This window comes from Pseudomonas syringae, from assembly GCF_021606685.1.
Lineage (GTDB): Bacteria > Pseudomonadota > Gammaproteobacteria > Pseudomonadales > Pseudomonadaceae > Aquipseudomonas > Aquipseudomonas syringae_R.
Genome location: NZ_WKCB01000015.1, coordinates 53,415 through 74,520, shown reverse-complemented (window position 1 = coordinate 74,520; position 21,106 = coordinate 53,415). Strand labels below are relative to the sequence as shown.

The 21,106-nt window shown below is 58.5% G+C and carries 19 protein-coding genes; 5 read left to right on the top strand and 14 right to left on the bottom strand.

What is annotated here, in order from left to right:
• Positions 1–2: 2 nt before the first annotated feature.
• Together ftsH and rlmE are read right to left on the bottom strand one after the other, a co-directional pair.
• Positions 3–1,913 (bottom strand): ATP-dependent zinc metalloprotease FtsH, encoded by a 1,911-nt coding sequence (ftsH, locus tag GIW02_RS08900; RefSeq protein ID WP_236410797.1) that lies wholly within the window; start codon positions 1,911–1,913, stop codon positions 3–5.
• A 200-nt stretch (positions 1,914–2,113) separates the two neighbouring features.
• The gene (gene rlmE, locus GIW02_RS08895; RefSeq protein WP_065892263.1) at positions 2,114–2,764 is read right to left on the bottom strand and encodes a 23S rRNA (uridine(2552)-2'-O)-methyltransferase RlmE; all 651 of its coding nucleotides are present in this window, start codon (positions 2,762–2,764) and stop codon (positions 2,114–2,116) included.
• A 106-nt stretch (positions 2,765–2,870) separates the two neighbouring features.
• Between rlmE and GIW02_RS08890 the strand changes: the two genes are divergently transcribed.
• On the top strand, positions 2,871–3,179 hold the full coding sequence (locus GIW02_RS08890; RefSeq protein WP_017139256.1) for a YhbY family RNA-binding protein: 309 nt from the start codon (positions 2,871–2,873) through the stop codon (positions 3,177–3,179).
• A gap of 9 nt (positions 3,180–3,188) precedes the next feature.
• Here the strand turns inward: GIW02_RS08890 and GIW02_RS08885 are convergent, their stop codons facing one another.
• From GIW02_RS08885 to grpE, 8 genes are all read right to left on the bottom strand, one after another.
• Positions 3,189–3,593 (bottom strand): MFS transporter, encoded by a 405-nt coding sequence (locus tag GIW02_RS08885; RefSeq protein WP_236410798.1) that lies wholly within the window; start codon positions 3,591–3,593, stop codon positions 3,189–3,191.
• A gap of 28 nt (positions 3,594–3,621) precedes the next feature.
• A complete protein-coding gene (gene greA, locus GIW02_RS08880) occupies positions 3,622–4,098 on the bottom strand; it encodes a transcription elongation factor GreA (RefSeq protein ID WP_025857108.1) in 477 nt (158 codons plus the stop codon).
• The gene (carB, locus tag GIW02_RS08875; protein WP_236410799.1) at positions 4,095–7,316 is read right to left on the bottom strand and encodes a carbamoyl-phosphate synthase large subunit; all 3,222 of its coding nucleotides are present in this window, start codon (positions 7,314–7,316) and stop codon (positions 4,095–4,097) included. The genes greA and carB overlap by 4 nt, the downstream gene beginning before the upstream one ends.
• Positions 7,317–7,421: 105 nt before the next feature.
• Positions 7,422–8,558: a glutamine-hydrolyzing carbamoyl-phosphate synthase small subunit gene (gene carA, locus GIW02_RS08870; protein ID WP_017139260.1), complete on the bottom strand. Its 1,137-nt coding sequence runs from the start codon at positions 8,556–8,558 to the stop codon at positions 7,422–7,424.
• Positions 8,559–8,817: 259 nt separating this feature from the next.
• The gene (gene dapB / locus GIW02_RS08865) at positions 8,818–9,624 is read right to left on the bottom strand and encodes a 4-hydroxy-tetrahydrodipicolinate reductase (protein WP_236410800.1); all 807 of its coding nucleotides are present in this window, start codon (positions 9,622–9,624) and stop codon (positions 8,818–8,820) included.
• A gap of 9 nt (positions 9,625–9,633) precedes the next feature.
• The gene (dnaJ, locus tag GIW02_RS08860) at positions 9,634–10,758 is read right to left on the bottom strand and encodes a molecular chaperone DnaJ (RefSeq protein WP_236410801.1); all 1,125 of its coding nucleotides are present in this window, start codon (positions 10,756–10,758) and stop codon (positions 9,634–9,636) included.
• Positions 10,759–11,075: 317 nt separating this feature from the next.
• The gene (gene dnaK, locus GIW02_RS08855; RefSeq protein ID WP_116629308.1) at positions 11,076–12,992 is read right to left on the bottom strand and encodes a molecular chaperone DnaK; all 1,917 of its coding nucleotides are present in this window, start codon (positions 12,990–12,992) and stop codon (positions 11,076–11,078) included.
• Positions 12,993–13,094: 102 nt separating this feature from the next.
• Complete coding sequence (gene grpE / locus GIW02_RS08850) at positions 13,095–13,655, bottom strand: nucleotide exchange factor GrpE (RefSeq protein WP_236410802.1); 561 nt, start codon at positions 13,653–13,655, stop codon at positions 13,095–13,097.
• A gap of 253 nt (positions 13,656–13,908) precedes the next feature.
• Between grpE and recN the strand changes: the two genes are divergently transcribed.
• Positions 13,909–15,582: a DNA repair protein RecN gene (gene recN, locus GIW02_RS08845; RefSeq protein WP_236410803.1), complete on the top strand. Its 1,674-nt coding sequence runs from the start codon at positions 13,909–13,911 to the stop codon at positions 15,580–15,582.
• A gap of 85 nt (positions 15,583–15,667) precedes the next feature.
• Here the strand turns inward: recN and fur are convergent, their stop codons facing one another.
• Positions 15,668–16,072, bottom strand: a complete 405-nt coding sequence (gene fur / locus GIW02_RS08840; protein WP_010562662.1) for a ferric iron uptake transcriptional regulator — start codon at positions 16,070–16,072, stop codon at positions 15,668–15,670.
• Between the two features lie 98 nt (positions 16,073–16,170).
• On the opposite strand from fur, the gene GIW02_RS08835 reads away from it, so the two are divergent.
• Positions 16,171–16,698 (top strand): outer membrane protein assembly factor BamE, encoded by a 528-nt coding sequence (locus tag GIW02_RS08835; protein ID WP_236410804.1) that lies wholly within the window; start codon positions 16,171–16,173, stop codon positions 16,696–16,698.
• A gap of 269 nt (positions 16,699–16,967) precedes the next feature.
• Here the strand turns inward: GIW02_RS08835 and GIW02_RS08830 are convergent, their stop codons facing one another.
• Together GIW02_RS08830 and GIW02_RS08825 are read right to left on the bottom strand one after the other, a co-directional pair.
• The gene (locus GIW02_RS08830; protein ID WP_236417435.1) at positions 16,968–17,270 is read right to left on the bottom strand and encodes an RnfH family protein; all 303 of its coding nucleotides are present in this window, start codon (positions 17,268–17,270) and stop codon (positions 16,968–16,970) included.
• Positions 17,263–17,697, bottom strand: a complete 435-nt coding sequence (locus GIW02_RS08825; protein ID WP_236417436.1) for a type II toxin-antitoxin system RatA family toxin — start codon at positions 17,695–17,697, stop codon at positions 17,263–17,265. Before GIW02_RS08825 ends, GIW02_RS08830 begins: the two co-directional genes overlap by 8 nt.
• Positions 17,698–17,865: 168 nt before the next feature.
• On the opposite strand from GIW02_RS08825, the gene smpB reads away from it, so the two are divergent.
• Positions 17,866–18,348, top strand: coding sequence for an SsrA-binding protein SmpB (gene smpB, locus GIW02_RS08820; RefSeq protein ID WP_236417442.1), 483 nt, complete (start codon positions 17,866–17,868; stop codon positions 18,346–18,348).
• A gap of 24 nt (positions 18,349–18,372) precedes the next feature.
• Here the strand turns inward: smpB and GIW02_RS08815 are convergent, their stop codons facing one another.
• A complete protein-coding gene (locus tag GIW02_RS08815) occupies positions 18,373–19,140 on the bottom strand; it encodes a GntR family transcriptional regulator (protein WP_236417443.1) in 768 nt (255 codons plus the stop codon).
• A 251-nt stretch (positions 19,141–19,391) separates the two neighbouring features.
• Here GIW02_RS08815 and GIW02_RS08810 point away from each other — a divergent pair, with 251 nt between their 5' ends.
• A complete protein-coding gene (locus GIW02_RS08810) occupies positions 19,392–21,086 on the top strand; it encodes a lactate permease LctP family transporter (RefSeq protein ID WP_236417446.1) in 1,695 nt (564 codons plus the stop codon).
• Positions 21,087–21,106 lie beyond the last annotated feature (20 nt).

Here is a 21,106-nt window from a genome sequence, read left to right as displayed (position 1 = left end):
CCTTAGTGGTCAGCTGCCGGGCCGCCGATCGGGGTTTCCGGGCGTTCGTTCTGAACCACTGGCGGAGTACCGGAAGTACCCGAACCGCCTTCCCAATCGCGAGGTTCGCGCGGTGTACGACCCGCCATGATGTCGTCGATCTGATCGGCATCAATGGTTTCGTACTTCATCAGCGCATCCGCCATCGCATCCAGCTTGTCACGATTGTCAGTCAGGATCTGCTTGGCCGTGCCGTAGCACTGATCAATGATGCTGCGCACCTCGGAGTCGATCAGCTTGGCCGTCTCACCCGAGAAGCTGGCGCTCTGACCACCACCGCCACGACCCAGGAACACTTCACCTTCTTCCTCGGCATACATCAAAGGACCGAGTTTTTCCGACAAGCCCCACTTGGTCACCATGTTCCGTGCAATCTGGCTGGCACGCATGATGTCGTTGGAGGCACCGGTGGTGACACCGTCGAAGCCCAGGGTCATCTCTTCGGCAATCCGCCCGCCGTACAGCGAGCAAATCTGGCTGATGAGCGCACGTTTGGAGAGGCTATAACGGTCCTCTTCCGGCAGGAACATGGTGACACCCAGCGCCCGGCCTCGAGGAATGATCGACACTTTGTAGACCGGGTCATGCTCAGGCACAACGCGACCGACAATGGCGTGACCGGCTTCGTGATAAGCGGTGTTCTGCTTCTCTTTTTCGGACATGACCATGGATTTGCGCTCGGCGCCCATCATGATCTTGTCTTTTGCCAGTTCGAACTCTTTCATTTCAACGATGCGCTTGCCGGTACGGGCGGCGAACAGCGAGGCCTCGTTCACCAGGTTGGCCAAGTCGGCACCGGAGAAGCCTGGGGTACCACGGGCAATCACGGCAGGAGCCACGTCGTCACCCATGGGTACTTTGCGCATGTGCACTTTGAGGATCTGTTCGCGACCACGGATGTCCGGCAAGCCGACCACCACTTGACGGTCGAAACGGCCTGGACGCAGCAACGCCGGGTCCAATACGTCAGGGCGGTTAGTCGCCGCGATGACGATGATGCCGTCATTCATTTCGAAGCCGTCCATCTCCACCAGCAACTGGTTGAGGGTCTGCTCGCGCTCGTCATGACCGCCGCCCATGCCTGCACCACGATGGCGACCAACGGCGTCGATCTCATCGATGAAGATGATGCATGGGGCGTGTTTTTTGGCCTGTTCGAACATATCGCGAACACGGCTGGCACCGACGCCGACGAACATTTCGACGAAGTCAGAACCGGAAATAGTGAAGAAAGGCACCTTGGCTTCGCCGGCAATCGCCTTGGCCAGCAAGGTTTTACCGGTACCCGGAGGGCCGACCATCAGCACGCCGCGAGGAATACGACCACCCAGACGCTGGAACTTGCCTGGATCGCGCAGGAACTCGACCAATTCACCAACTTCTTCCTTGGCCTCATCGCAACCCGCGACATCAGCCAGTGTGGTCTTCACCTGGTCTTCAGACAGCAGGCGCGCCTTGCTCTTGCCGAAGCTCATCGGCCCGCCCTTGCCTCCCGCACCACCTTGCATCTGGCGCATGAAGAACATGAACACGGCGATAATCACCAGGATCGGGAAGCTGGCCACCAGCAGTTGAGTCCAGATGCTCTGCTGCTCGGGCTGCTTGCCTTCGACTACAACTTTGTTATCCACCAGGTCGCCGATCAGGCCATTGTCCGGAATGTTCGGACGAATGGTCTTGAAGCTGTCGCCATCGTTGCGCTTGCCGGTGATCACGAAGCCATCAACCGCTACGCGCTCGACCTTGCCATCCTTAACTTGCTGGATGAAGTCGGAATAGTTGAGGGTCTGCGGCTCGTTAGGGCTGGAGAAGTTGTTCATCACTGTCACCAGGACAGCCGCGATGATCAACCACAGGATCAGATTCTTTGCCATATCGTTCAATTAACTACCCTCTGAAGCAAGCTCCGCTACTGGCGCGCGCTTCGCATGATATTCACCGGCCTAACTTACTACATTACCTACACCACTGGCAGGCGCCGTCTGTAACCCTTTGTGAAACTTTGACTACACAATATTCGTAAAGCTTCATGACGAAAGCGATATAAAAAAACCTATCGCCCTCCTCCAATTCTTTAAAAACGCTCTTCGCTTGCAGCGCCTTCAACCCCGCGGAAGCCACGGCACAGCAGATACTGCTCTCGAGATCTGTCCCGGGAGGAGTCGGGTTTACGGGTCTGCACCTTGTCGAACAACTTGCGAATGTTCTTGTGGTACTCGTCAAAACCTTCACCCTGGAACACTTTCACCAGGAAATCACCCCCCGGACGCAACACCCGACCCGCCAAATCCAGTGCCAGTTCACACAGGAACATAGCGCGCGGCATATCGACGGCCGGTAATCCACTCATATTGGGGGCCATGTCGGAAATCACAAGGTCTACCTGCGAATTTCCCACAGCCTCAAGGATCTCTGCGAGCACGGTGTCCTGGGTGAAGTCACCGTGAACAAAGGTCACATCCGGGATGCTGTCCATTTCCAGGATGTCGGAGGCGATCAAGCGCCCCTGCCCACCAATCAGACGACTGGTCACCTGGGACCAACCACCCGGGGCCGCGCCAAGGTCGATAACGCTCATGCCTGGACGGATCAATTTGTCCTTGTCCTGGATCTCCAGCAGCTTGTAACTGGCCCGTGAACGATAGCCGTCCTTTTGCGCCTTTTTGACGTAAGGGTCGTTGAAATGCTCTTGCAGCCATTTAAGGCTAGTTTTGGAACGGGCCACGGGCCACCTCGAAAAATAAAACGGGTCGTGATTAACTGGGCGGTCCCGGACTCGCTCGGGTAAACTGGCCGCCGCTTTTTACAAGATCAGACGCAGGGGTCAGATTATGCCGCTCACTCAAGAGCAGAAGAAACAGTACAAATCCATTGGCCACCATCTGAAACCAGTTCTGATTGTGGCAGACAACGGTTTGACTGAGGGTGTGTTAGCCGAACTTGAACGCGCATTGGGCGATCACGAACTGATCAAGATCAAGGTCAACATCCTTGACCGCGAAGCGCGTCTGGCCGCCATTGCAGAACTGTGCAAGGTTGGCAAAGCAGACCTGGTTCAGGTCATCGGCAAGATGGCGCTGCTGTATCGCAAGAACTTCAGCGTCAACAAGCAACTGTCGAACGTTCATCGCTTCAAATGATATCAAGGGTTACGGGCGTGCTTCGCGCGCCCCGCCACTCCATCCCGGTGCCGGCTGTATAACCAGCACCAGGCCGGAGAACCCTAGCACAAGATAGCTGAATAACTGCCAGCGCAACGCTTCCGGCAGCCAGATATGCACGATGTAGTACATCACACACGCATACAGCGCCATCAACAGCAGTTGCCCGCGAATATCCCGCCACAAACTCCCCAAGCCTTCGGCCTTCACCAGCACCAACGCCTGGATCGTCACGCACGCCGCTGCAAAACCCACCAGCAACGCACTCAGTAATCCATCGATCTCATCGATCAGCAACGGTGCCAGGCCAATCAGGCCCAGCGCCGGCAAAACGCCAATATGCAACAGCCACAGGCCGCCTACCCAAAGCATCTGGGAGAGCTGCCAAAGCATAGCGCCCGCACGAAGCGGGCGCCGTCTTTCAGATATGACGAACTTCAACAATCTCGTACTCGATCACGCCGCCAGGGGTTTTCACCGCCACGACATCGCCCTCTTCCTTGGCAATCAAGGCGCGGGCCAGTGGCGATCCAACGGAGATCTTGCCGAGTTTGAAATCAGCCTCGTCCTCACCCACGATGTGGTAGACCACGCTTTCGTCAGTCTCGACGTTGGCGATTTCCACCGTGGTGCCGAAAATTACCTTGCCGGTCTTGGGAATGGTCGTCACGTCGATAACCACCGAATTCTGCAGGCGGCCTTCGATATCACGGATCCGCGCCTCGACCATACCCTGCTGCTCGCGAGCAGCGTGGTATTCGGCGTTTTCCTTCAAGTCACCCAGCTCGCGGGCCGTACCGATGTCCTGGCTCAGCTTTGGACGTACGACCTTGGTCAGGTGAGCGTGCTCCTCTTCCAGGGCCTTGAAGCCCTGGACGGTCATTGGGTATTTGGTCATGCCTTCAATCCTGCGTGTAGATCCTGCAAGCGACGCACGGTCTTTTCCGGACCGAACTTGAGCGCTTCGCAGATGGCTTCGCCAGCAGCAATGGTAGTGGTGCAGTAGATCTTGTGCTGCAGGGCGTTACGGCGAATGGAGTAGGAGTCCGCGATCGACTGACGACCTTCAGTGGTGTTGATAATCAGAGTGACTTCGTCATTCTTGATCATGTCGACCACGTGCGGACGGCCTTCCGTCACCTTGTTCACGCGACGTACTTTCAGGCCGGCAGCCTCGATCAGCTTGGCGGTCCCGGCGGTAGCCACGACTTCGAAGCCCAAGTTGATCAGATCACGGGCCACGCCTGCAACCAGTGGCTTGTCATCATCACGCACGCTGATAAACGCAGTACCGCCGGTTGGCAGCACTTCGCTGGCGCCCATTTGAGCCTTGGCAAATGCTTCGCCGAACGTGTCGCCCACACCCATCACTTCACCGGTGGACTTCATCTCTGGGCCCAGGATCGGGTCCACACCAGGGAATTTGGCGAACGGGAACACCGCCTCCTTCACACTGTAGAAGTTCGGGATGATTTCCTTGGTGAAGCCGATTTCCTTGAGAGTCTTACCCGCCATCACACGGGCAGCGATCATGGCCAGCGACACACCGATGCACTTGGAAACAAACGGCACGGTACGCGAGGCACGCGGGTTGACTTCGATGACGTAGATGTCTTCGCCTTGCAGCGCCAACTGTACGTTCATCAGGCCGACCACGCCCAGCTCCAGGGCCATTTTCTTGACCTGTTCGCGCATCTCGTCCTGGATGTGCGCCGGCAGCGAGTACGGCGGCAGCGAGCATGCGGAGTCACCGGAGTGAACGCCCGCCTGTTCGATGTGCTGCATGATCGCGCCGATCACCACGTCGGTACCGTCGCAAACAGCGTCCACGTCCATTTCGATGGCGCAGTTGAGGAAGTGGTCCAGCAGCACCGGGCTGTCGTTGGACACTTTCACCGCGTCACGCAGGTAACGCTTGAGCTCTTCTTCTTCGTAAACGATTTCCATCGCCCGGCCGCCCAGTACGTAGGACGGACGCACCACCAGCGGGTAGCCGATCTTGCTGGCCGCACGGATGGCTTCGTCTTCGCTGCGCACGGTGGCGTTTGGCGGCTGACGCAGGTTCAGGCGCTCAACCATTTGCTGGAAGCGCTCACGGTCTTCCGCGCGGTCGATGGCGTCCGGGCTCGTGCCGATGATCGGCACGCCGGCGGCTTCCAGGGCACGCGCCAGTTTCAGCGGGGTTTGGCCGCCGTACTGGACGATCACGCCTTTTGGCTTCTCGACGCGGCAGATTTCCAGCACGTCTTCCAGGGTCACTGGTTCGAAGTACAGACGGTCGGAAGTGTCGTAGTCAGTGGAAACGGTTTCCGGGTTGCAGTTGACCATGATGGTCTCGTACCCGTCTTCGCGCAGGGCGAGAGCAGCGTGTACGCAGCAGTAATCGAACTCGATACCCTGGCCGATACGGTTAGGACCGCCGCCCAGGATGATGATCTTGTCACGGCCCGACGGCGCTGCTTCGCACTCTTCCTCGTAGGTGGAGTACAAGTACGCAGTATCGGTGGCGAACTCGGCCGCGCAAGTGTCAACGCGCTTGTAGACCGGGAAGATCTCCAGCTTGTGGCGATGCGTGCGCAGGTTCTTCTCGGTCACACCCAGCAGCTTGGCCAGGCGCTGATCGGAGAAGCCTTTGCGCTTGAGGCGGAACATCATGTCGCGGTCGATGCTGGCCAGACCCAGGGTCTTGACCTTCTCTTCTTCCTTGATCAGATCTTCGATCTGCACCAGGAACCACGGGTCGATCATGTTCATGCCGAAGATATCTTCGACGCTCAGGCCGGCACGGAAGGCGTCAGCCACGTACCAGATACGCTCTGCGCCCGGCACGGTCAGCTCGCGCTTGAGCACGCTCATGCTTTCCGGGTTGCTCAGGTCGAGCTTCTCGTCCAGGCCACAAACGCCTACTTCCAGGCCGCGCAGGGCTTTCTGCAGGGATTCCTGGAAAGTCCGGCCGATGGCCATGACTTCACCGACCGACTTCATCTGAGTGGTCAGGCGTGCGTCAGCTTTGGCAAATTTTTCGAAGGCGAAACGTGGCAGCTTGGTCACGACGTAGTCGATCGACGGCTCAAAGGACGCCGGTGTAGCGCCACCAGTGATTTCGTTTTGCAGCTCGTCCAGGGTGTAACCGATCGCCAGCTTGGCAGCGATGCGCGCAATCGGGAAGCCGGTAGCTTTCGATGCCAGCGCCGAAGAACGCGATACGCGCGGGTTCATCTCGATCACGACCATACGGCCGGTGTCCGGGCAGATACCGAACTGGACGTTGGAACCGCCGGTTTCAACGCCGATCTCACGCAGTACCGCCAACGAGGCGTTACGCATGATCTGGTATTCCTTGTCCGTCAGGGTTTGTGCCGGAGCAACGGTGATCGAGTCACCGGTGTGCACACCCATCGGGTCGAAGTTTTCGATCGAGCAGACGATGATGCAGTTGTCCTTTTTGTCGCGGACAACTTCCATTTCGTACTCTTTCCAACCGATCAGCGACTCGTCGATCAGCAGCTCTTTGGTCGGCGACAGGTCCAGACCACGGGCGCAGATTTCTTCGAATTCTTCACGGTTGTAAGCAATACCGCCACCGGTGCCGCCCATGGTGAACGACGGACGGATGATGCACGGGAAGCCCAGCTTTTCGAGAACCGCGTTGGCCTCTTCCATGCTGTGGGCGATACCGGAACGCGGGCAATCCAGGCCGATGGACTTCATGGCCTTGTCGAAACGCGAGCGGTCTTCAGCCTTGTCGATGGTGTCGGCGTTGGCACCGATCATCTCTACGCCGAACTTTTCCAGAACGCCTTCGCGCTCCAGGTCCAGGGCGCAGTTCAGAGCGGTCTGGCCGCCCATGGTCGGCAGCAGTGCGTCCGGGCGCTCTTTCTCGATGATCTTGGCAACGGTCTGCCACTTGATCGGCTCGATGTAGGTAGCGTCAGCCATGTCCGGGTCGGTCATGATGGTGGCTGGGTTGGAGTTCACCAGGATGACGCGGTAGCCCTCCTCGCGCAGGGCCTTGCAAGCCTGGGCGCCGGAGTAGTCGAACTCGCAGGCCTGGCCGATCACGATCGGGCCAGCGCCGAGAATCAGGATGCTTTTTATGTCTGTACGTTTTGGCATGGGTTTGTCACTCAAATCCGCAGGTCAGTCGGCAAGCCGTCTTGGACAATCTTTGAAGAGCCTGCGGGGGCCGCCGAAATTCGGGGCCGCCCGCAAGCCGCTCAGTCAGCGTCGCTTGGCCATCTCATTGATGAAACGATCGAACAGCGGCGCTACGTCGTTCGGGCCCGGGCTCGCTTCAGGGTGGCCCTGGAAGCTGAACGCGCTCTTGTCGGTGCGCTCGATGCCTTGCAGGGAACCGTCGAACAGCGACTTGTGAATGGCGCGAACGTTGCTCGGCAGGGTTGCTTCGTCTACCGCAAAACCGTGGTTCTGGCTGGTGATCATTACAACGCCAGTGTCCAGGTCTTGTACCGGGTGGTTGGCACCGTGGTGGCCGTGGCCCATTTTCAGGGTTTTGGCGCCGGAGGCCAGGGCCAGCAGCTGGTGACCGAGGCAGATACCGAATACCGGAATCTCGGTTTCCAGCACGTCCTTGATCGCCTGGATGGCGTAGTCGCAAGGCTCAGGGTCACCCGGGCCGTTGGACAGGAACACGCCGTCCGGCTGCAGCGCCAGTACGTCGCTCGCCGGCGTTTGCGCCGGTACGACGGTGACGCGGCAGCCGCGCTCGACCAGCATGCGCAGGATGTTGTACTTAACGCCGTAGTCATAAGCGACAACGTGATAAGGCAACTCGCTGGCGTCGATGGTCGCGTGGCTGTCGGTTTTCAAGTCCCAGACAGTGGAGCGCCACTCGTACTTCTCTTTGACGCTGACGACTTTCGCCAGGTCCATGCCCTTCAGGCCAGGGAAGCCTTGCGCTGCAGCAATCGCTGCTTCTTCGGAAATATTGTCACCGACCATGATGCAGCCGTTCTGCGAGCCTTTTTCACGCAGGATGCGCGTGAGGCGGCGCGTATCGATCCCAGCGATCGCCACAACGTTGTTGGCTTTCAGGTAATCGGACAGCGACATCGTGTTACGCCAGTTGCTCGCAACCAGGGGCAGGTCACGGATGACCAAGCCCGCCGACCACACACGATCAGATTCAACGTCTTCCGGTGTAGTACCGGTGTTGCCGATGTGCGGATAGGTGAGGGTAACGATCTGTTGGGCGTAGGAAGGATCGGTAAGGATTTCCTGATAGCCGGTCATGGCAGTGTTAAACACTACCTCTCCAACGGTTTGACCGTCGGCTCCAATGGCTTCGCCGCGAAAAATGCTGCCATCAGCAAGGGCGAGTATGGCTGGCTTAGTCAAGAAGACCTCCCGTAAATAAAGCCTGAAAGGGCGATCGCAGGTTGTAAAAAAGCGGAGTGACGTATGGACACGTCACCCCGCTTCTTCACTGAATTATTCTGCGCGCTTTTAGTGGACACACTAAAGCTGTAGCTTACAGAAAAAGGCTTTTTTGGTCCACCGCTAATGAGCCTTAAAGGCAGGAGAATGCGACAGGACGTCGCTTAGCGGGTAAAAACGGGGCCTTAGGATAATCCTGAGGCCCCGTTTTAGCTACTGATTAGTGCAGATCCAGCACATCACGCATGTCATACAAGCCTGCCTCACGACCGTCCAACCAGAGCGCAGCACGTACCGCCCCCTTGGCAAACGTCATGCGGCTGGAGGCCTTATGCGTGATCTCCAGGCGCTCGCCCTCGGTGGCGAACAGCACGGTGTGATCCCCGACCACATCACCACCGCGCACGGTGGCAAAGCCGATGGTGTCACGCGCACGCGCGCCGGTGTGCCCTTCACGACCGTAAACCGCGACTTTCGACAAGTCCCGACCCAGCGCATCGGCAATTGCCTCGCCCATGCGCAGCGCGGTGCCTGACGGCGCGTCGATCTTGTGGCGGTGATGCGTTTCGATGATCTCGATATCCGCCTCATCACCCAGTACACGCGCCGCCAGATCAAGCAGCTTGAGCGACAGGTTCACGCCGACACTGAAGTTGGCAGCAAAGACGATAGGAATGTCCTTGCCGGCATCCACCAGCAGCTGCTTCTGCTCAGCACTCAAGCCCGTGGTACCAATCACCATGGCCTTGCCGGCCTTGCGGCAGAAGGCCAGGTTTTTCAGCATCACGTCCGGCAGCGTGAAGTCGATCAACACATCGAACTCATCGGCCACCTGCTCCAGGCTGCTCGACAACGACACGCCGATACGCCCAAGCGAAGCCAGCTCACCGGCGTCCGCACCGATCAACGTGCTGCCCGGGCGCACGATGGCCGCAGTCAGCCCGGAGGCCGGCGAGCGCTGCTGCACCGCCTCAACCAGCGTCTTGCCCATGCGCCCGGCTGCGCCCATTACGGCTATACGTCGCATACTCACTCCTTACAGATCGCCGAAGAAGCGCTTCACACCGTCGAAGAAACCGGTGGTTTTCGGCGAATGGGAGTCATCGCCTTCCAACGAGCTGCGGAACTCTTCGAGCAGTTCACGCTGACGACGCCCCAGGTTCACCGGGGTCTCCACCGCTACACGGCACATCAGGTCACCCGCACCACCCCCACGCACCGGCGCAACGCCTTTGCCACGAATGCGGAACTGCTTGCCGGTCTGCGTCCCCTCAGGGATCTTGAGCTTGACCCGACCATCGAGGGTCGGAATCTCCAGCTCGCCACCCAGAGCCGCGTCGACAAAGCTGATCGGCACTTCGCAGAACAGGTGCTTGCCATCGCGCTGGAAGATCGAGTGCTCACGCACACTGATCACCACATACAGGTCGCCCGTAGGGCCACCCTGCGTGCCAGCCTCACCCTCGCCCGACAGGCGAATACGATCACCGGTATCCACGCCCGCCGGCACTTTCACCGACAGGGTCTTGTACTCTTCTACACGGCCTTCGCCGTGGCAGGAGTCGCACGGATCGGAAATGATCTTGCCCTGGCCATGGCAACGCGGGCAGGTTTGCTGCACCGAGAAGAAGCCCTGCTGCATACGGACCTGGCCGATACCGCCACAGGTCGGGCAGGTAATTGGCGAGGAGCCCTTCTTGGCCCCCGAACCGTCGCACGGCTTGCAATTGACCAGCGTCGGTACGCGGATATTGACGCTGGTGCCTCGCACAGCCTCTTCCAGGTTCAGCTCGAGGGTGTAGCGCAGGTCGCTGCCACGCTGGGCACCGCCACGCTGGCCACCCCGGCCACCGCCGAAGAAGTCGCTGAAAACGTCGCCGAAAATATCGGAGAAGTTCTGACCGCCAAAACCCGCACCGCCGCCACCCATGCTCGGGTCGACACCGGCATGGCCATACTGATCGTAGGCCGCACGTTTGTTGGGATCAGACAGGCATTCGTAGGCCTCATTGGCCTCTTTGAACATTTCTTCGGATTCTTTGCTATCCGGATTACGGTCCGGGTGGTGCTTCATCGCCAGGCGACGGTAAGCCTTTTTCAGGTCCGCCTCGCTGGAGCCACGCTCCACACCCAACACTTCGTAATAGTCACGCTTTGCCATAAGTCTTTGCACTCTTAAGGACGTTCAGCCAGACCCTCCTGAGCCTTGCCAAACTCGTTGAGCCCCAATACAGGCCCGGACCCAACTCACGTCAATTCAACGATCCTGGTCATTACTGCTTTTAGCCAGGTACCCGGCCAAAAACGCGGTATTTAATGCTCGGAAAGCAGGAGCATCTCCGATCACACCGCCAGCATCCGACGCTTGTCGCATGCTGTAAAAATTCGCATACCCCAGACACGCCAACGCGGGAGCAAGCTCCCGCGCGGCGACATCCTACCAGTCACCGCTTGATAGCGGTCAACCGGGCGACCAACTTACTTCTGGTCTTTGACTTCTTCGAACTCGGCATCGACAACGTCGTCGTGCTTGGCTTCAGGCTCTGCCTGTTGCGCAGCACCGTCAGCTGGCTGACCTTGTTCGGCATACATTTTCTGAGCGACCGGCGCGGAAACTTTCGACAGCTCCTCAACCTTGGCTTCGATGGCAGCCTTGTCGTCGCCTTTGACGGCGGCTTCCAGGGCAACCACTGCAGCTTCGATCGCGGCCTTCTCTTCAGCGGTCACTTTGTCGCCAGCATCAGCGATCATTTTGCGCGTCGAGTGAACCAGCGCGTCGCCCTGGTTACGGGCACCGGCCAACTCTTCGAACTTCTTGTCGGCTTCGGCGTTGGTTTCAGCATCACGAATCATCTGTTGAATTTCTTCATCAGACAGACCGGAGTTGGCCTTGATGGTGATCTTCTGCTCTTTGCCGGTAGCCTTGTCTTTCGCGCCGACGTGCAGGATGCCGTTGGCGTCGATGTCGAAGGTCACTTCGATCTGTGGCACGCCACGTGGTGCTGGTGGAATCTCGGCCAGGTCGAACTTGCCCAGGGACTTGTTCTGAGCCGCTTGCTTACGCTCACCTTGCAGCACGTGAATGGTCACAGCGCCCTGGTTGTCGTCGGCAGTCGAGAACACTTGGGATTTCTTGGTCGGAATCGTGGTGTTTTTCTCGATCAGCGCAGTCATCACGCCGCCCATGGTTTCGATACCCAGGGTCAACGGGCTGACGTCCAGCAGCAGCACGTCTTTCACGTCGCCGGCCAGTACCGCACCCTGGATAGCAGCACCCATGGCAACAGCTTCGTCCGGGTTCACATCTTTACGAGCTTCTTTGCCGAAGAACTCGGTCACCAGCTTCTGAACCAGTGGCATACGGGTCTGACCGCCTACCAGGATCACGTCGTTGATCGAGCCAACGTCGATGCCGGAGTCTTTCAGCGCGATGCGGCAAGGTTCGATGGTGCGTTGAACCAGGTCTTCGACCAGCGCTTCCAGCTTGGCGCGCGAGATCTTCACGTTCAAGTGCTTAGGACCGGTAGCGTCTGCAGTGATGTACGGCAGGTTAACGTCGGTCGACTGAGCGGAAGACAGCTCGATCTTGGCTTTCTCAGCGGCTTCTTTCAGGCGCTGCATCGCCAGCGGGTCACCCTTGAGGTTCATGCCGCTTTCTTTCTTGAATTCGTCAACGAGGTAGTCGATCAAGCGAATGTCAAAGTCTTCACCACCCAGGAACGTGTCACCGTTGGTGGCCAACACTTCGAACTGGTGCTCGCCGTCTACTTCAGCGATCTCGATCACGGAGACGTCGAAGGTACCGCCACCCAGGTCATAAACGATCACAGTGTGGTCGCCCTTGGCCTTGTCCATGCCGTAAGCCAGAGCAGCTGCGGTAGGTTCGTTGATGATACGTTTAACGTCCAGGCCCGCGATGCGGCCGGCGTCTTTGGTCGCCTGGCGCTGGCTGTCGTTGAAGTAGGCCGGAACGGTAATCACCGCTTCAGTCACGGTTTCACCGAGGTAGTCTTCGGCGGTTTTCTTCATCTTTTTCAAGATTTCAGCCGAGATCTGCGGCGGCGACATTTTCTGGCCGTTTACTTCAACCCATGCATCACCGTTGTCAGCCTTGGCGATTTTGTAAGGAACCATCTTGATGTCTTTCTGTACGACTTCTTCGTCGAACTTACGACCGATCAGACGCTTTACCGCGTACAGGGTATTGTGCGGGTTGGTTACAGCCTGGCGCTTGGCCGACTGACCGACGAGGATTTCGCCGTCGTTGGCGTAAGCAATGATCGACGGCGTGGTACGCGCGCCTTCGGCGTTTTCGATAACTTTAGCAACGCCGTTTTCCAGCACGGAGACGCAGGAGTTGGTGGTCCCCAGGTCAATACCGATAATTTTGCCCATGATTTACTCTCCCGAAACTTGAATTTGGTTGCCGCAGCAGTGGTGGCTAACTGCGGTAGCACTTAAACGCTTGACTTATAGATGGGGGCTGAGCGGTGGATTTCAAGCCTGCTCATCAATAGAAGGTGAAACCGGTGCAGGAGCCTTGCTCACCACCACCATCGCCGGGCGCAGCAAGCGACCGTTAAGCTGATAACCCTTCTGAAACACTTTCAATACGCTGTTGGGCTCCAAGTCATGGCTTTCCTGCATGGCCATGGCTTGGTGGTGCTCAGCGTTGAACGGTTCGCCGCCTTGCGGATCGATGGCTTCCAACTGATAACGCTTCAGGGTGTCCTGGAACATTTTCAGGGTCAGCTCGATCCCTTCACGCATCGGACGGATGTTTTCGTCGTCAGGGTTGGACAACTCAAGGCCACGCTCCAGGCTGTCGATGATCGGCAGCAAGTCACCGGCGAATTTTTCCAGCCCGAACTTGTGAGCCTTCTCGACATCCTGCTCGGCACGGCGGCGGACGTTTTGCAGATCGGCGGCAACACGCAAAGACTGATCCTGCGCGGCGGCCAACTGCTCCTCGAGCACCAGCACGCGAGCGCCCAGGTCTTCCGAGGCAGCCTGGGTGGCGTCTGGAGTTTGCGTATCCTGCGTCTGTTCGTCAGCCATAGATTTCTCCTTTCAAAATCATGCGCGAACTCAACTCGCGCTTCTGTTCCGGTATATGGGGCCACAATTTCAGGGTTCAAGTGCACGCGCGTTATCAAAAGTCTCTCCATGACCTGGATCAATTCCTGCGCAGTGATTCCTTACGGCGCTAAAAAAGGCAAGTAACCAAGCAAATCGAGCTAAGCAGCAGGATTGTCAGCCCGGAACAAAACACTGTATAAATAACCAGACCTAAAGCCTGGGAGCGACCTTCATGCTCGTGCACCTGTCCGTACATAACTACGCCATCGTTGAACACCTGGATCTCGAACTGGATCGCGGGATGAGCGTAATCACAGGCGAAACCGGCGCCGGCAAGTCGATCATGCTCGACGCCCTGGGCCTCACGCTGGGCGACCGCGCCGACAGCGGCGTGGTACGCCCTGGCGCCGACAAAGCCGACATCCTTGCGACCTTCGACCTGGCAGACATTCCCGAGGCCGAAGCCTGGCTGGCCGAGCGCGACCTGAACAATGAAGGGCCGTGCATCCTGCGCCGCGTGATCACCGCCGAAGGGCGCTCCCGTGGCTATATCAATGGCACGCCCTGCCCCCTTGGCGACCTCAAGGCCCTGGGCGAACTACTGATCGACATCCACAGCCAGCACGAACACCAATCCCTGCTGAAAACCGACACCCATCGCCGCCTGCTTGACGAATATGCCGGCGCTACCGACCTCGCCCGTCAAGTCCAGTTGGCCGCACAACGCTGGCGCCAGACACGCCTGGAGCTGGAGCGGCTGTCTAACTCCGGCGACGAACAGCGCGCTCGCCATCAATTGCTCAGCTATCAGCTTGTAGAGCTGGAAAGCCTGGCCCTTGGCGAGACCGAACTGGAACAACTCGAGCAGGAGCACAAAAACCTCACCAATGCCGAAACCCTGCTGGGTATCTGCCGTCAGGTGGTGGAGCAATGCAGCGAGAGCGACTCCGGCAATGTGCTCAACGCACTTACGGCGAGCCTTAACCGGCTGTCCAGCGTGAATAATGCGTCGGGCTCGCTGAGCGAAGCCACCACACTGCTGACCAGTGCGCAGATCCAGGTAGAAGAAGCCGTCGGCGAGTTGAATCGCTTTCTGGACCACTTCGATGCCGACCCTTCTCGCCTGCAGGAAATAGAGGAACGTCTGGACACCATTTATACCCTGGCGCGCAAACACCGGATCCAGCCCACTGAAGTGGCGACGATGCAGCAAAAGCTGCTGGATGAAATCGAAACCCTGAATGCCAACGACGAATCCATTGAGCGGCTGGCCGATGAACTCGCCTCGTTCGCCCGTCACTATCAAGAGAAGGCCCGCGAACTGAGCGACCTGCGCCAGCAAGCCGCGACCGGCCTGGCGAGCGCAGTGGAGCTGGAGATTCAGCGCCTGGGCATGCCCGGCGGTCGCTTCACCATTGAATTGCGCGCCAATGCCAACAACGAACTGCAACCCCACGGCCTGGAGCAGGTAGAGCTGCTGGTAAGCGCCAACCCCGGGCAGCCACTCAAGGCACTCGCCAAAGTGGCATCCGGCGGTGAACTGTCGCGTATCAGCTTGGCCATTCAGGTCATCACCGCGCAAACTTCCCGGGTACCGACACTGGTATTCGATGAAGTGGACGTAGGTATTGGCGGGCCGACCGCAGAAATTGTTGGCCAGTTGTTACGCCGTCTGGGGGACAGGGGTCAGGTGCTGACAGTGACTCACTTACCGCAAGTGGCGGCACAAGGGCATCAGCATTTATTCGTGCACAAGGTACGAGGCAGCGATGCAACACACACCGCCGTGTCCAAGCTGAACAAATCGGAACGCGTGGAAGAAGTGGCACGGATGCTTGGCGGTATCGACTTGACCAAGGAGTCGCTGGCCCACGCGAAGAAAATGGTCGTGGCAGCCAAGGCCTAAGCTGACAATTTATCCTTTATAGAGAGCACGAAGGCGACCCTAGGGTCGCCTTCTATCGTTTCGCAGAGCGAATCTGCGTCGATTTTTACTTTTTCTTACGGATGTACAGAACCAGATTGTGATCAACCAAATCGAATCCATGCTCCTCAGCGATTTCATGCTGGAGCTTTTCGATTGCCGGACTGGTGAACTCGATAACCTCATTGGTATCCAGGTCAACCATGTGGTCGTGATGACCACCGTCAGCCAGTTCGAACACTGCATGACCGCCGTCGAAATTATGACGAACCACCAGCCCTGCGGCTTCAAACTGGGTCAGCACACGGTAAACCGTGGCCAGGCCAACGTCCTCGTTAGACTCCATCAGCGCCTTGTAAACATCCTCAGCACTCATGTGGCGCTGCTCAGCAGAATCGAGCATTTGTAGAATCTTGACTCGTGGCAGAGTCACTTTAAGACCGGCTTTGCGTAGTTCGCTATTTTCAACCATGGTTAGCTTTCTCGCGGATGCTGCTTCGCAGCTTCTCTTAATACGGGTATGATCGGCGTTTACGTTGTCCCAGCCAAGATAGTGGAAGTCGCCCACCGATGCAAAACACCAAGCTCTTGCTAACCAGTTTCACCTTTGTGGGACTGCTCGCACTCGCCGGTTGTTCATTCCCCGGGGTTTACAAAATCGACATCCAGCAGGGCAATGTCGTCACGCAGGACATGATAGACCAGTTACGCCCGGGAATGACCCGACGGCAAGTACGGTTTATCATGGGTAACCCCCTGCTGACCGACACTTTCCATGCCGATCGCTGGGATTATCTCTACAGCCTGCAGCCTGGTGGCGGTGAACGCCAACAGGAACGTGTCAGCGTCGTTTTCAACGGCAATGACCAGCTCGTCAGCCTGTCCGGTGACTTCATGCCCGGCGTAAGCCGCGATGAAGCCCTGCTCGGCAAGGACAACGGCACCAACGTGACTGCGCCAGCGCAGGAAAGCGAACAGCAGAAGTCCGAAGTACCGGCCAAGCCAGGTTCTTTGCTCGACAAGATCCAGAAAGACGTCGACGGTGTAGAAACCGTACCTGTTCCGACGCCGCAGCCTCTGGACACCAGCCCGCAATAAGCCCGCGGCGCTCAATAAAAAACCCGGCATGCCGGTTTTTTTATTGCTTGCTGTTTGCATAGGCGCAACACAATACTCGCTGAACTCAAAGCTATTGCAAAAGACTATTGTGGCGAGCGGGCTTGCCCGCGCTGGGCTGCGAAGCGGCCCCAACAGAGACCACTGCGGTGCGTCAGTCATTGAGAGGCGTCTGGGATTGGGGCGGCTTCGCCACCCAACGCGGGCAAGCCCGCTCGCCACAGAGGCAAGGTGCCTGCTATTTGGCAGACCTAGGAATTCTGTTGTTTGACCAAGGCCGCCCTGGCCGCACGCAACCTGCGCACTTCTTTAGGATCTGCCAGCAGGGGCCGGTAAATCTCAATACGATCACCCGGCTGCGCGGCACGCGCCTCGGGATCGGCAACCACTTTACCGAATACCCCCAAGGGGCAATCAGCCAGGTTCAGCGCGGGGAACTGCGCCGCAATGCCGCAAGCCTGCACCGCCGCCCGCAAGCTGGTCCCCGCCGGCACCGTCACCACCAACAGAACCTGGCGATCTTCGGCGGCATACACCACCTCTATATCAACCATGCAACTGCTTGGCGCGCTGACAGAATGCATCCACCAAGGTATTGGCCGCCTGATTGAACAAAGGCCCCAGCGTCGCGCGAACAATAGGCCCGGCGTAATCAAATGAAAGGTCCAGGCTGATCTTGCACGCCTTGTCGGTCAGTGCCTTGAACACCCATACACCATGCAACTGGGTAAACGGGCCTTCCTGCAGGTTCATTTCGATGGAGTTACCCGGCACCAGCACGTTCCGCGTAACAAAGTGCTGACTAAGCCCGCCCTTCGCCACCCCAACACTGGCAACCATATGCTCATCACTGCTTTCCAGCACTTCGGCCGTTGAACACCAAGGCAAGAATTCCGGGTAACGCGCCACGTCGTTGACCAGGTCATAGAGCGCCTGTGCCGGATAGGGCAGCAGCGCTGAACGTTGAATATGCGTCGTCATGTGTGCGTTATTTCCACAGCTGAGCGGCAAACATCGCGAAAGAACAGCCCGATCCGCGAAAGAAAAAAACCAGAGAACTGCCCGCATTGTCCGGGATTCGTCCAACACGCTCAAGCACGCAGGTTGACCGTAGCCGACACGCTCGCAACTCCCTATAATGCCGCCCCTATGGCTAAACAAAAGAAACACCCCACAGGGACCATCGCGCAAAATAAAAAGGCGCGACACGATTACTTCATCGAACATCGTTTCGAGGCTGGTCTGGTCCTGGCCGGCTGGGAAGTAAAAAGTCTGCGCGCCAGCAAGCTGCAACTGGTCGACAGCTATGTGCTGCTCAAGGACGGCGAGGCGTGGCTGCTCGGCAGTCACATCACTCCGCTGACCACCGCGAGCACCCACGTGATTGCCGACCCGGTGCGCACGCGCAAGCTCTTGCTCAATGCGCGCGAACTGGAAAAGCTCGCCCAGGCGGTACAGCAGAAGGGCTATGCCTGCGTCTGCCTGTCCTGGTACTGGAGCAAGCACTTGGTCAAGTGCGAGATCGCCTTGGGCAAGGGCAAGAAGGAATACGACAAGCGCGATACCGAGCGCGAGCGTGATTCCAACCGCGAACTGCACCGCGCCGTACGCAACAAGGGCAAGGAAGACTGATCCTTGTGAGGATGTAGCCCTCGGCTACATCCCCTTACGCCGCTCCGCACGCGCCACGCGCTGAACCTCTTGACGCACCTCTTCCAACACCTCCTGCACATACAACAGGTGGCGTGTTGAAACGTCCCGCGCCTGCTCGGCACGGCCCTCGACGATTGCCAGGTACAAATCCCGGTGCTGGCTTATCAGCATGTCGCGGGTTTCTGTGCGTTGCTGGTACATGCCGCCAATGTTGGTCACCACGTTACGCTTGAGCAGGTCGAACAAGCCACGAATGGTGTGCAACAACACTGCGTTGTGGCTGGCCTCGGCAATCGCCAAGTGAAACCTCGCATCCGCCGCGCCCTCCTCGGCTCGACTCACGTCATCGGCGCGGGTGTAGCAATCCTGCAGCGCCTCGAACGCTGCAGTCAGCCGCTCGCGATCAACCTCCGTAGCGCGCAGGGCAGCGTAGTACGCGCAAGAAGCCTCAAGGGTCTGACGAAACTCCAGCAGATCACGCTGAGCCTCGGGGTTGTTTTCCAACAGATGCAGCAGCGGATCGCTGAAGGTCGAGCCCAGGGAATCCGCAACATAATTGCCGCCTCCTTGACGACTCACCAGCAAGCCCTTGGCCGCCAGCTTCTGAATCGCCTCCCGCAGCGACGGACGCGACACGCCAAACTGCTCGGCCAGCGCGCGCTCGGCCGGCAAGCGCTCGCCCGACTTCAGCGTGCCCTCAAGGATCATGCCCTCAAGCTGCTCGACAATATCGTCAGACAAACGGCGCTGACGCACCTGATCAAACCCCATAGCTCACTCTCCACCATCCCGACCACTCGCCGGGCCCTCTATTCTGGCCTATCGCCGCTCTGACAGCACGTACCAGAACACCCTCGATTTACCCGCTCAGATCGCCGCGTCTGCCGAACTACGACCAAAGTTTCGCAGGCGGCAAATTGACACACCGCCCCCAAGCCTTTTAACCTAGCCGACAGCGATTGTAAATTGGTATTACCAATTACCCAAGCTGACCAAACAACAACAATCAGGGGCCACCCCATATGCAAACCTGGCAACAGCTCTATAGCCCGCTCGGCAGCCTCGGCCTGTCCGCACTGGCCGCCGTCATCCCGATCGTATTCTTCTTCCTGGCCCTGGCCGTGTTTCGCCTCAAAGGCCACGTTGCCGGGAGCATAACGCTGGCGCTTTCGATCCTGGTCGCAATCTTCGCCTTCCAGATGCCGGTAGACATGGCGCTGGCAGCCGCAGGTTATGGCTTTGCCTACGGGCTGTGGCCTATCGCCTGGATCATCGTGGCGGCAGTGTTTCTCTACAAACTGACGGTCAAGAGCGGCCAGTTCGAAGTTATCCGCAGCTCGGTCCTGTCGATCACCGACGACCAGCGCCTGCAAGTGCTGCTCATCGGCTTCTGCTTCGGCGCGTTCCTGGAAGGTGCCGCCGGCTTCGGCGCACCCGTGGCGATCACCGCCGCGTTGTTGGTGGGCCTGGGGTTCAACCCGCTCTACGCCGCCGGCCTGTGCCTGATTGCCAACACGGCCCCCGTAGCCTTTGGCGCATTGGGAATCCCGATCATCGTTGCAGGCCAGGTGACCGGCATTGATGCGTTCAAGATCGGCGCCATGACCGGCCGCCAACTGCCTTTGCTGTCGCTGTTCGTACCGTTCTGGCTGGTGTTCATGATGGACGGCCTGCGCGGTGTGCGCGAAACCTGGCCGGCCGCGCTGGTCGCTGGCTTGAGCTTTGCCATCACCCAGTACTTCACCTCCAACTTCATCGGCCCGGAGCTGCCGGATATCACTTCGGCCCTGGCCAGCCTGATCGCCCTGACGCTGTTCCTGAAAGTCTGGCAACCCAAGCGCACCGTAGGCGCGCAGATTGCCGGCGCCACCTCCAGCGCCGCTGTCACCGCCAACGCTGGCGGTTTCGGCCAGCCGCGCCGCACCGTCGCCTCGCCCTACAGCCTGGGGCAGATTTTCAAGGCCTGGTCGCCGTTCCTGATCCTCACCGTACTGGTCACTATCTGGACCCTCAAACCGTTCAAGGCAATGTTTGCAGCCGGCGGCTCGATGTACAGCTGGGTGTTCAACTTCGCGATCCCGCACCTGGATCAGCTGGTGGTCAAAGTTGCACCGATTGTCACCAACCCGACCGCAATCCCGGCAGTGTTCAAACTGGACCCGATCTCGGCCACCGGCACCGCGATTTTCTTCTCGGCGCTGATTTCGATGCTGGTCCTCAAGATCGATATAAAAACTGGTCTTACCACTTTGAGAGAAACCTTCTACGAACTGCGCTGGCCAATCTTGTCTATCGGCATGGTGCTGGCCTTCGCTTTTGTTACTAACTACTCCGGCATGTCGTCGACCATGGCCCTGGTGTTGGCTGGCACCGGTGCAGCCTTCCCGTTCTTCTCGCCATTCCTCGGCTGGCTGGGCGTTTTTCTGACGGGCTCCGACACCTCGTCCAATGCCCTGTTCAGCTCGCTCCAAGCCACCACGGCTCACCAGATCGGTGTTAACGACACGTTGCTGGTCGCCGCAAACACCAGCGGCGGCGTGACCGGCAAGATGATCTCGCCACAATCGATCGCAGTGGCCTGCGCAGCCACAGGCCTGGTGGGCAAGGAATCCGATCTGTTCCGCTTTACCCTCAAGCACAGCCTGTTCTTCGCCACGATCGTCGGGCTGATTACGCTGGCCCAGGCCTACTGGTTCACCGGTATGCTGGTGCACTGAAACCTGCATGCAATAGGGTA

Bases quoted from the DNA above. Each gene is read 5' to 3' on its own strand.
- ftsH (WP_236410797.1), bottom strand. From the start codon at position 1,913: ATGGCAAAGAATCTGATCCTGTGGTTGATCATCGCGGCTGTCCTGGTG.
- GIW02_RS08890 (WP_017139256.1), top strand. From the start codon at position 2,871: ATGCCGCTCACTCAAGAGCAGAAGAAACAGTACAAATCCATTGGCCAC.
- GIW02_RS08885 (WP_236410798.1), bottom strand. From the start codon at position 3,593: ATGCTTTGGCAGCTCTCCCAGATGCTTTGGGTAGGCGGCCTGTGGCTG.
- greA (WP_025857108.1), bottom strand. From the start codon at position 4,098: ATGACCAAATACCCAATGACCGTCCAGGGCTTCAAGGCCCTGGAAGAG.
- carB (WP_236410799.1), bottom strand. From the start codon at position 7,316: ATGCCAAAACGTACAGACATAAAAAGCATCCTGATTCTCGGCGCTGGC.
- dapB (WP_236410800.1), bottom strand. From the start codon at position 9,624: ATGCGACGTATAGCCGTAATGGGCGCAGCCGGGCGCATGGGCAAGACG.
- dnaJ (WP_236410801.1), bottom strand. From the start codon at position 10,758: ATGGCAAAGCGTGACTATTACGAAGTGTTGGGTGTGGAGCGTGGCTCC.
- dnaK (WP_116629308.1), bottom strand. From the start codon at position 12,992: ATGGGCAAAATTATCGGTATTGACCTGGGGACCACCAACTCCTGCGTC.
- grpE (WP_236410802.1), bottom strand. From the start codon at position 13,655: ATGGCTGACGAACAGACGCAGGATACGCAAACTCCAGACGCCACCCAG.
- recN (WP_236410803.1), top strand. From the start codon at position 13,909: ATGCTCGTGCACCTGTCCGTACATAACTACGCCATCGTTGAACACCTG.
- fur (WP_010562662.1), bottom strand. From the start codon at position 16,072: ATGGTTGAAAATAGCGAACTACGCAAAGCCGGTCTTAAAGTGACTCTG.
- GIW02_RS08835 (WP_236410804.1), top strand. From the start codon at position 16,171: ATGCAAAACACCAAGCTCTTGCTAACCAGTTTCACCTTTGTGGGACTG.
- GIW02_RS08830 (WP_236417435.1), bottom strand. From the start codon at position 17,270: ATGGTTGATATAGAGGTGGTGTATGCCGCCGAAGATCGCCAGGTTCTG.
- GIW02_RS08825 (WP_236417436.1), bottom strand. From the start codon at position 17,697: ATGACGACGCATATTCAACGTTCAGCGCTGCTGCCCTATCCGGCACAG.
- smpB (WP_236417442.1), top strand. From the start codon at position 17,866: ATGGCTAAACAAAAGAAACACCCCACAGGGACCATCGCGCAAAATAAA.
- GIW02_RS08815 (WP_236417443.1), bottom strand. From the start codon at position 19,140: ATGGGGTTTGATCAGGTGCGTCAGCGCCGTTTGTCTGACGATATTGTC.
- GIW02_RS08810 (WP_236417446.1), top strand. From the start codon at position 19,392: ATGCAAACCTGGCAACAGCTCTATAGCCCGCTCGGCAGCCTCGGCCTG.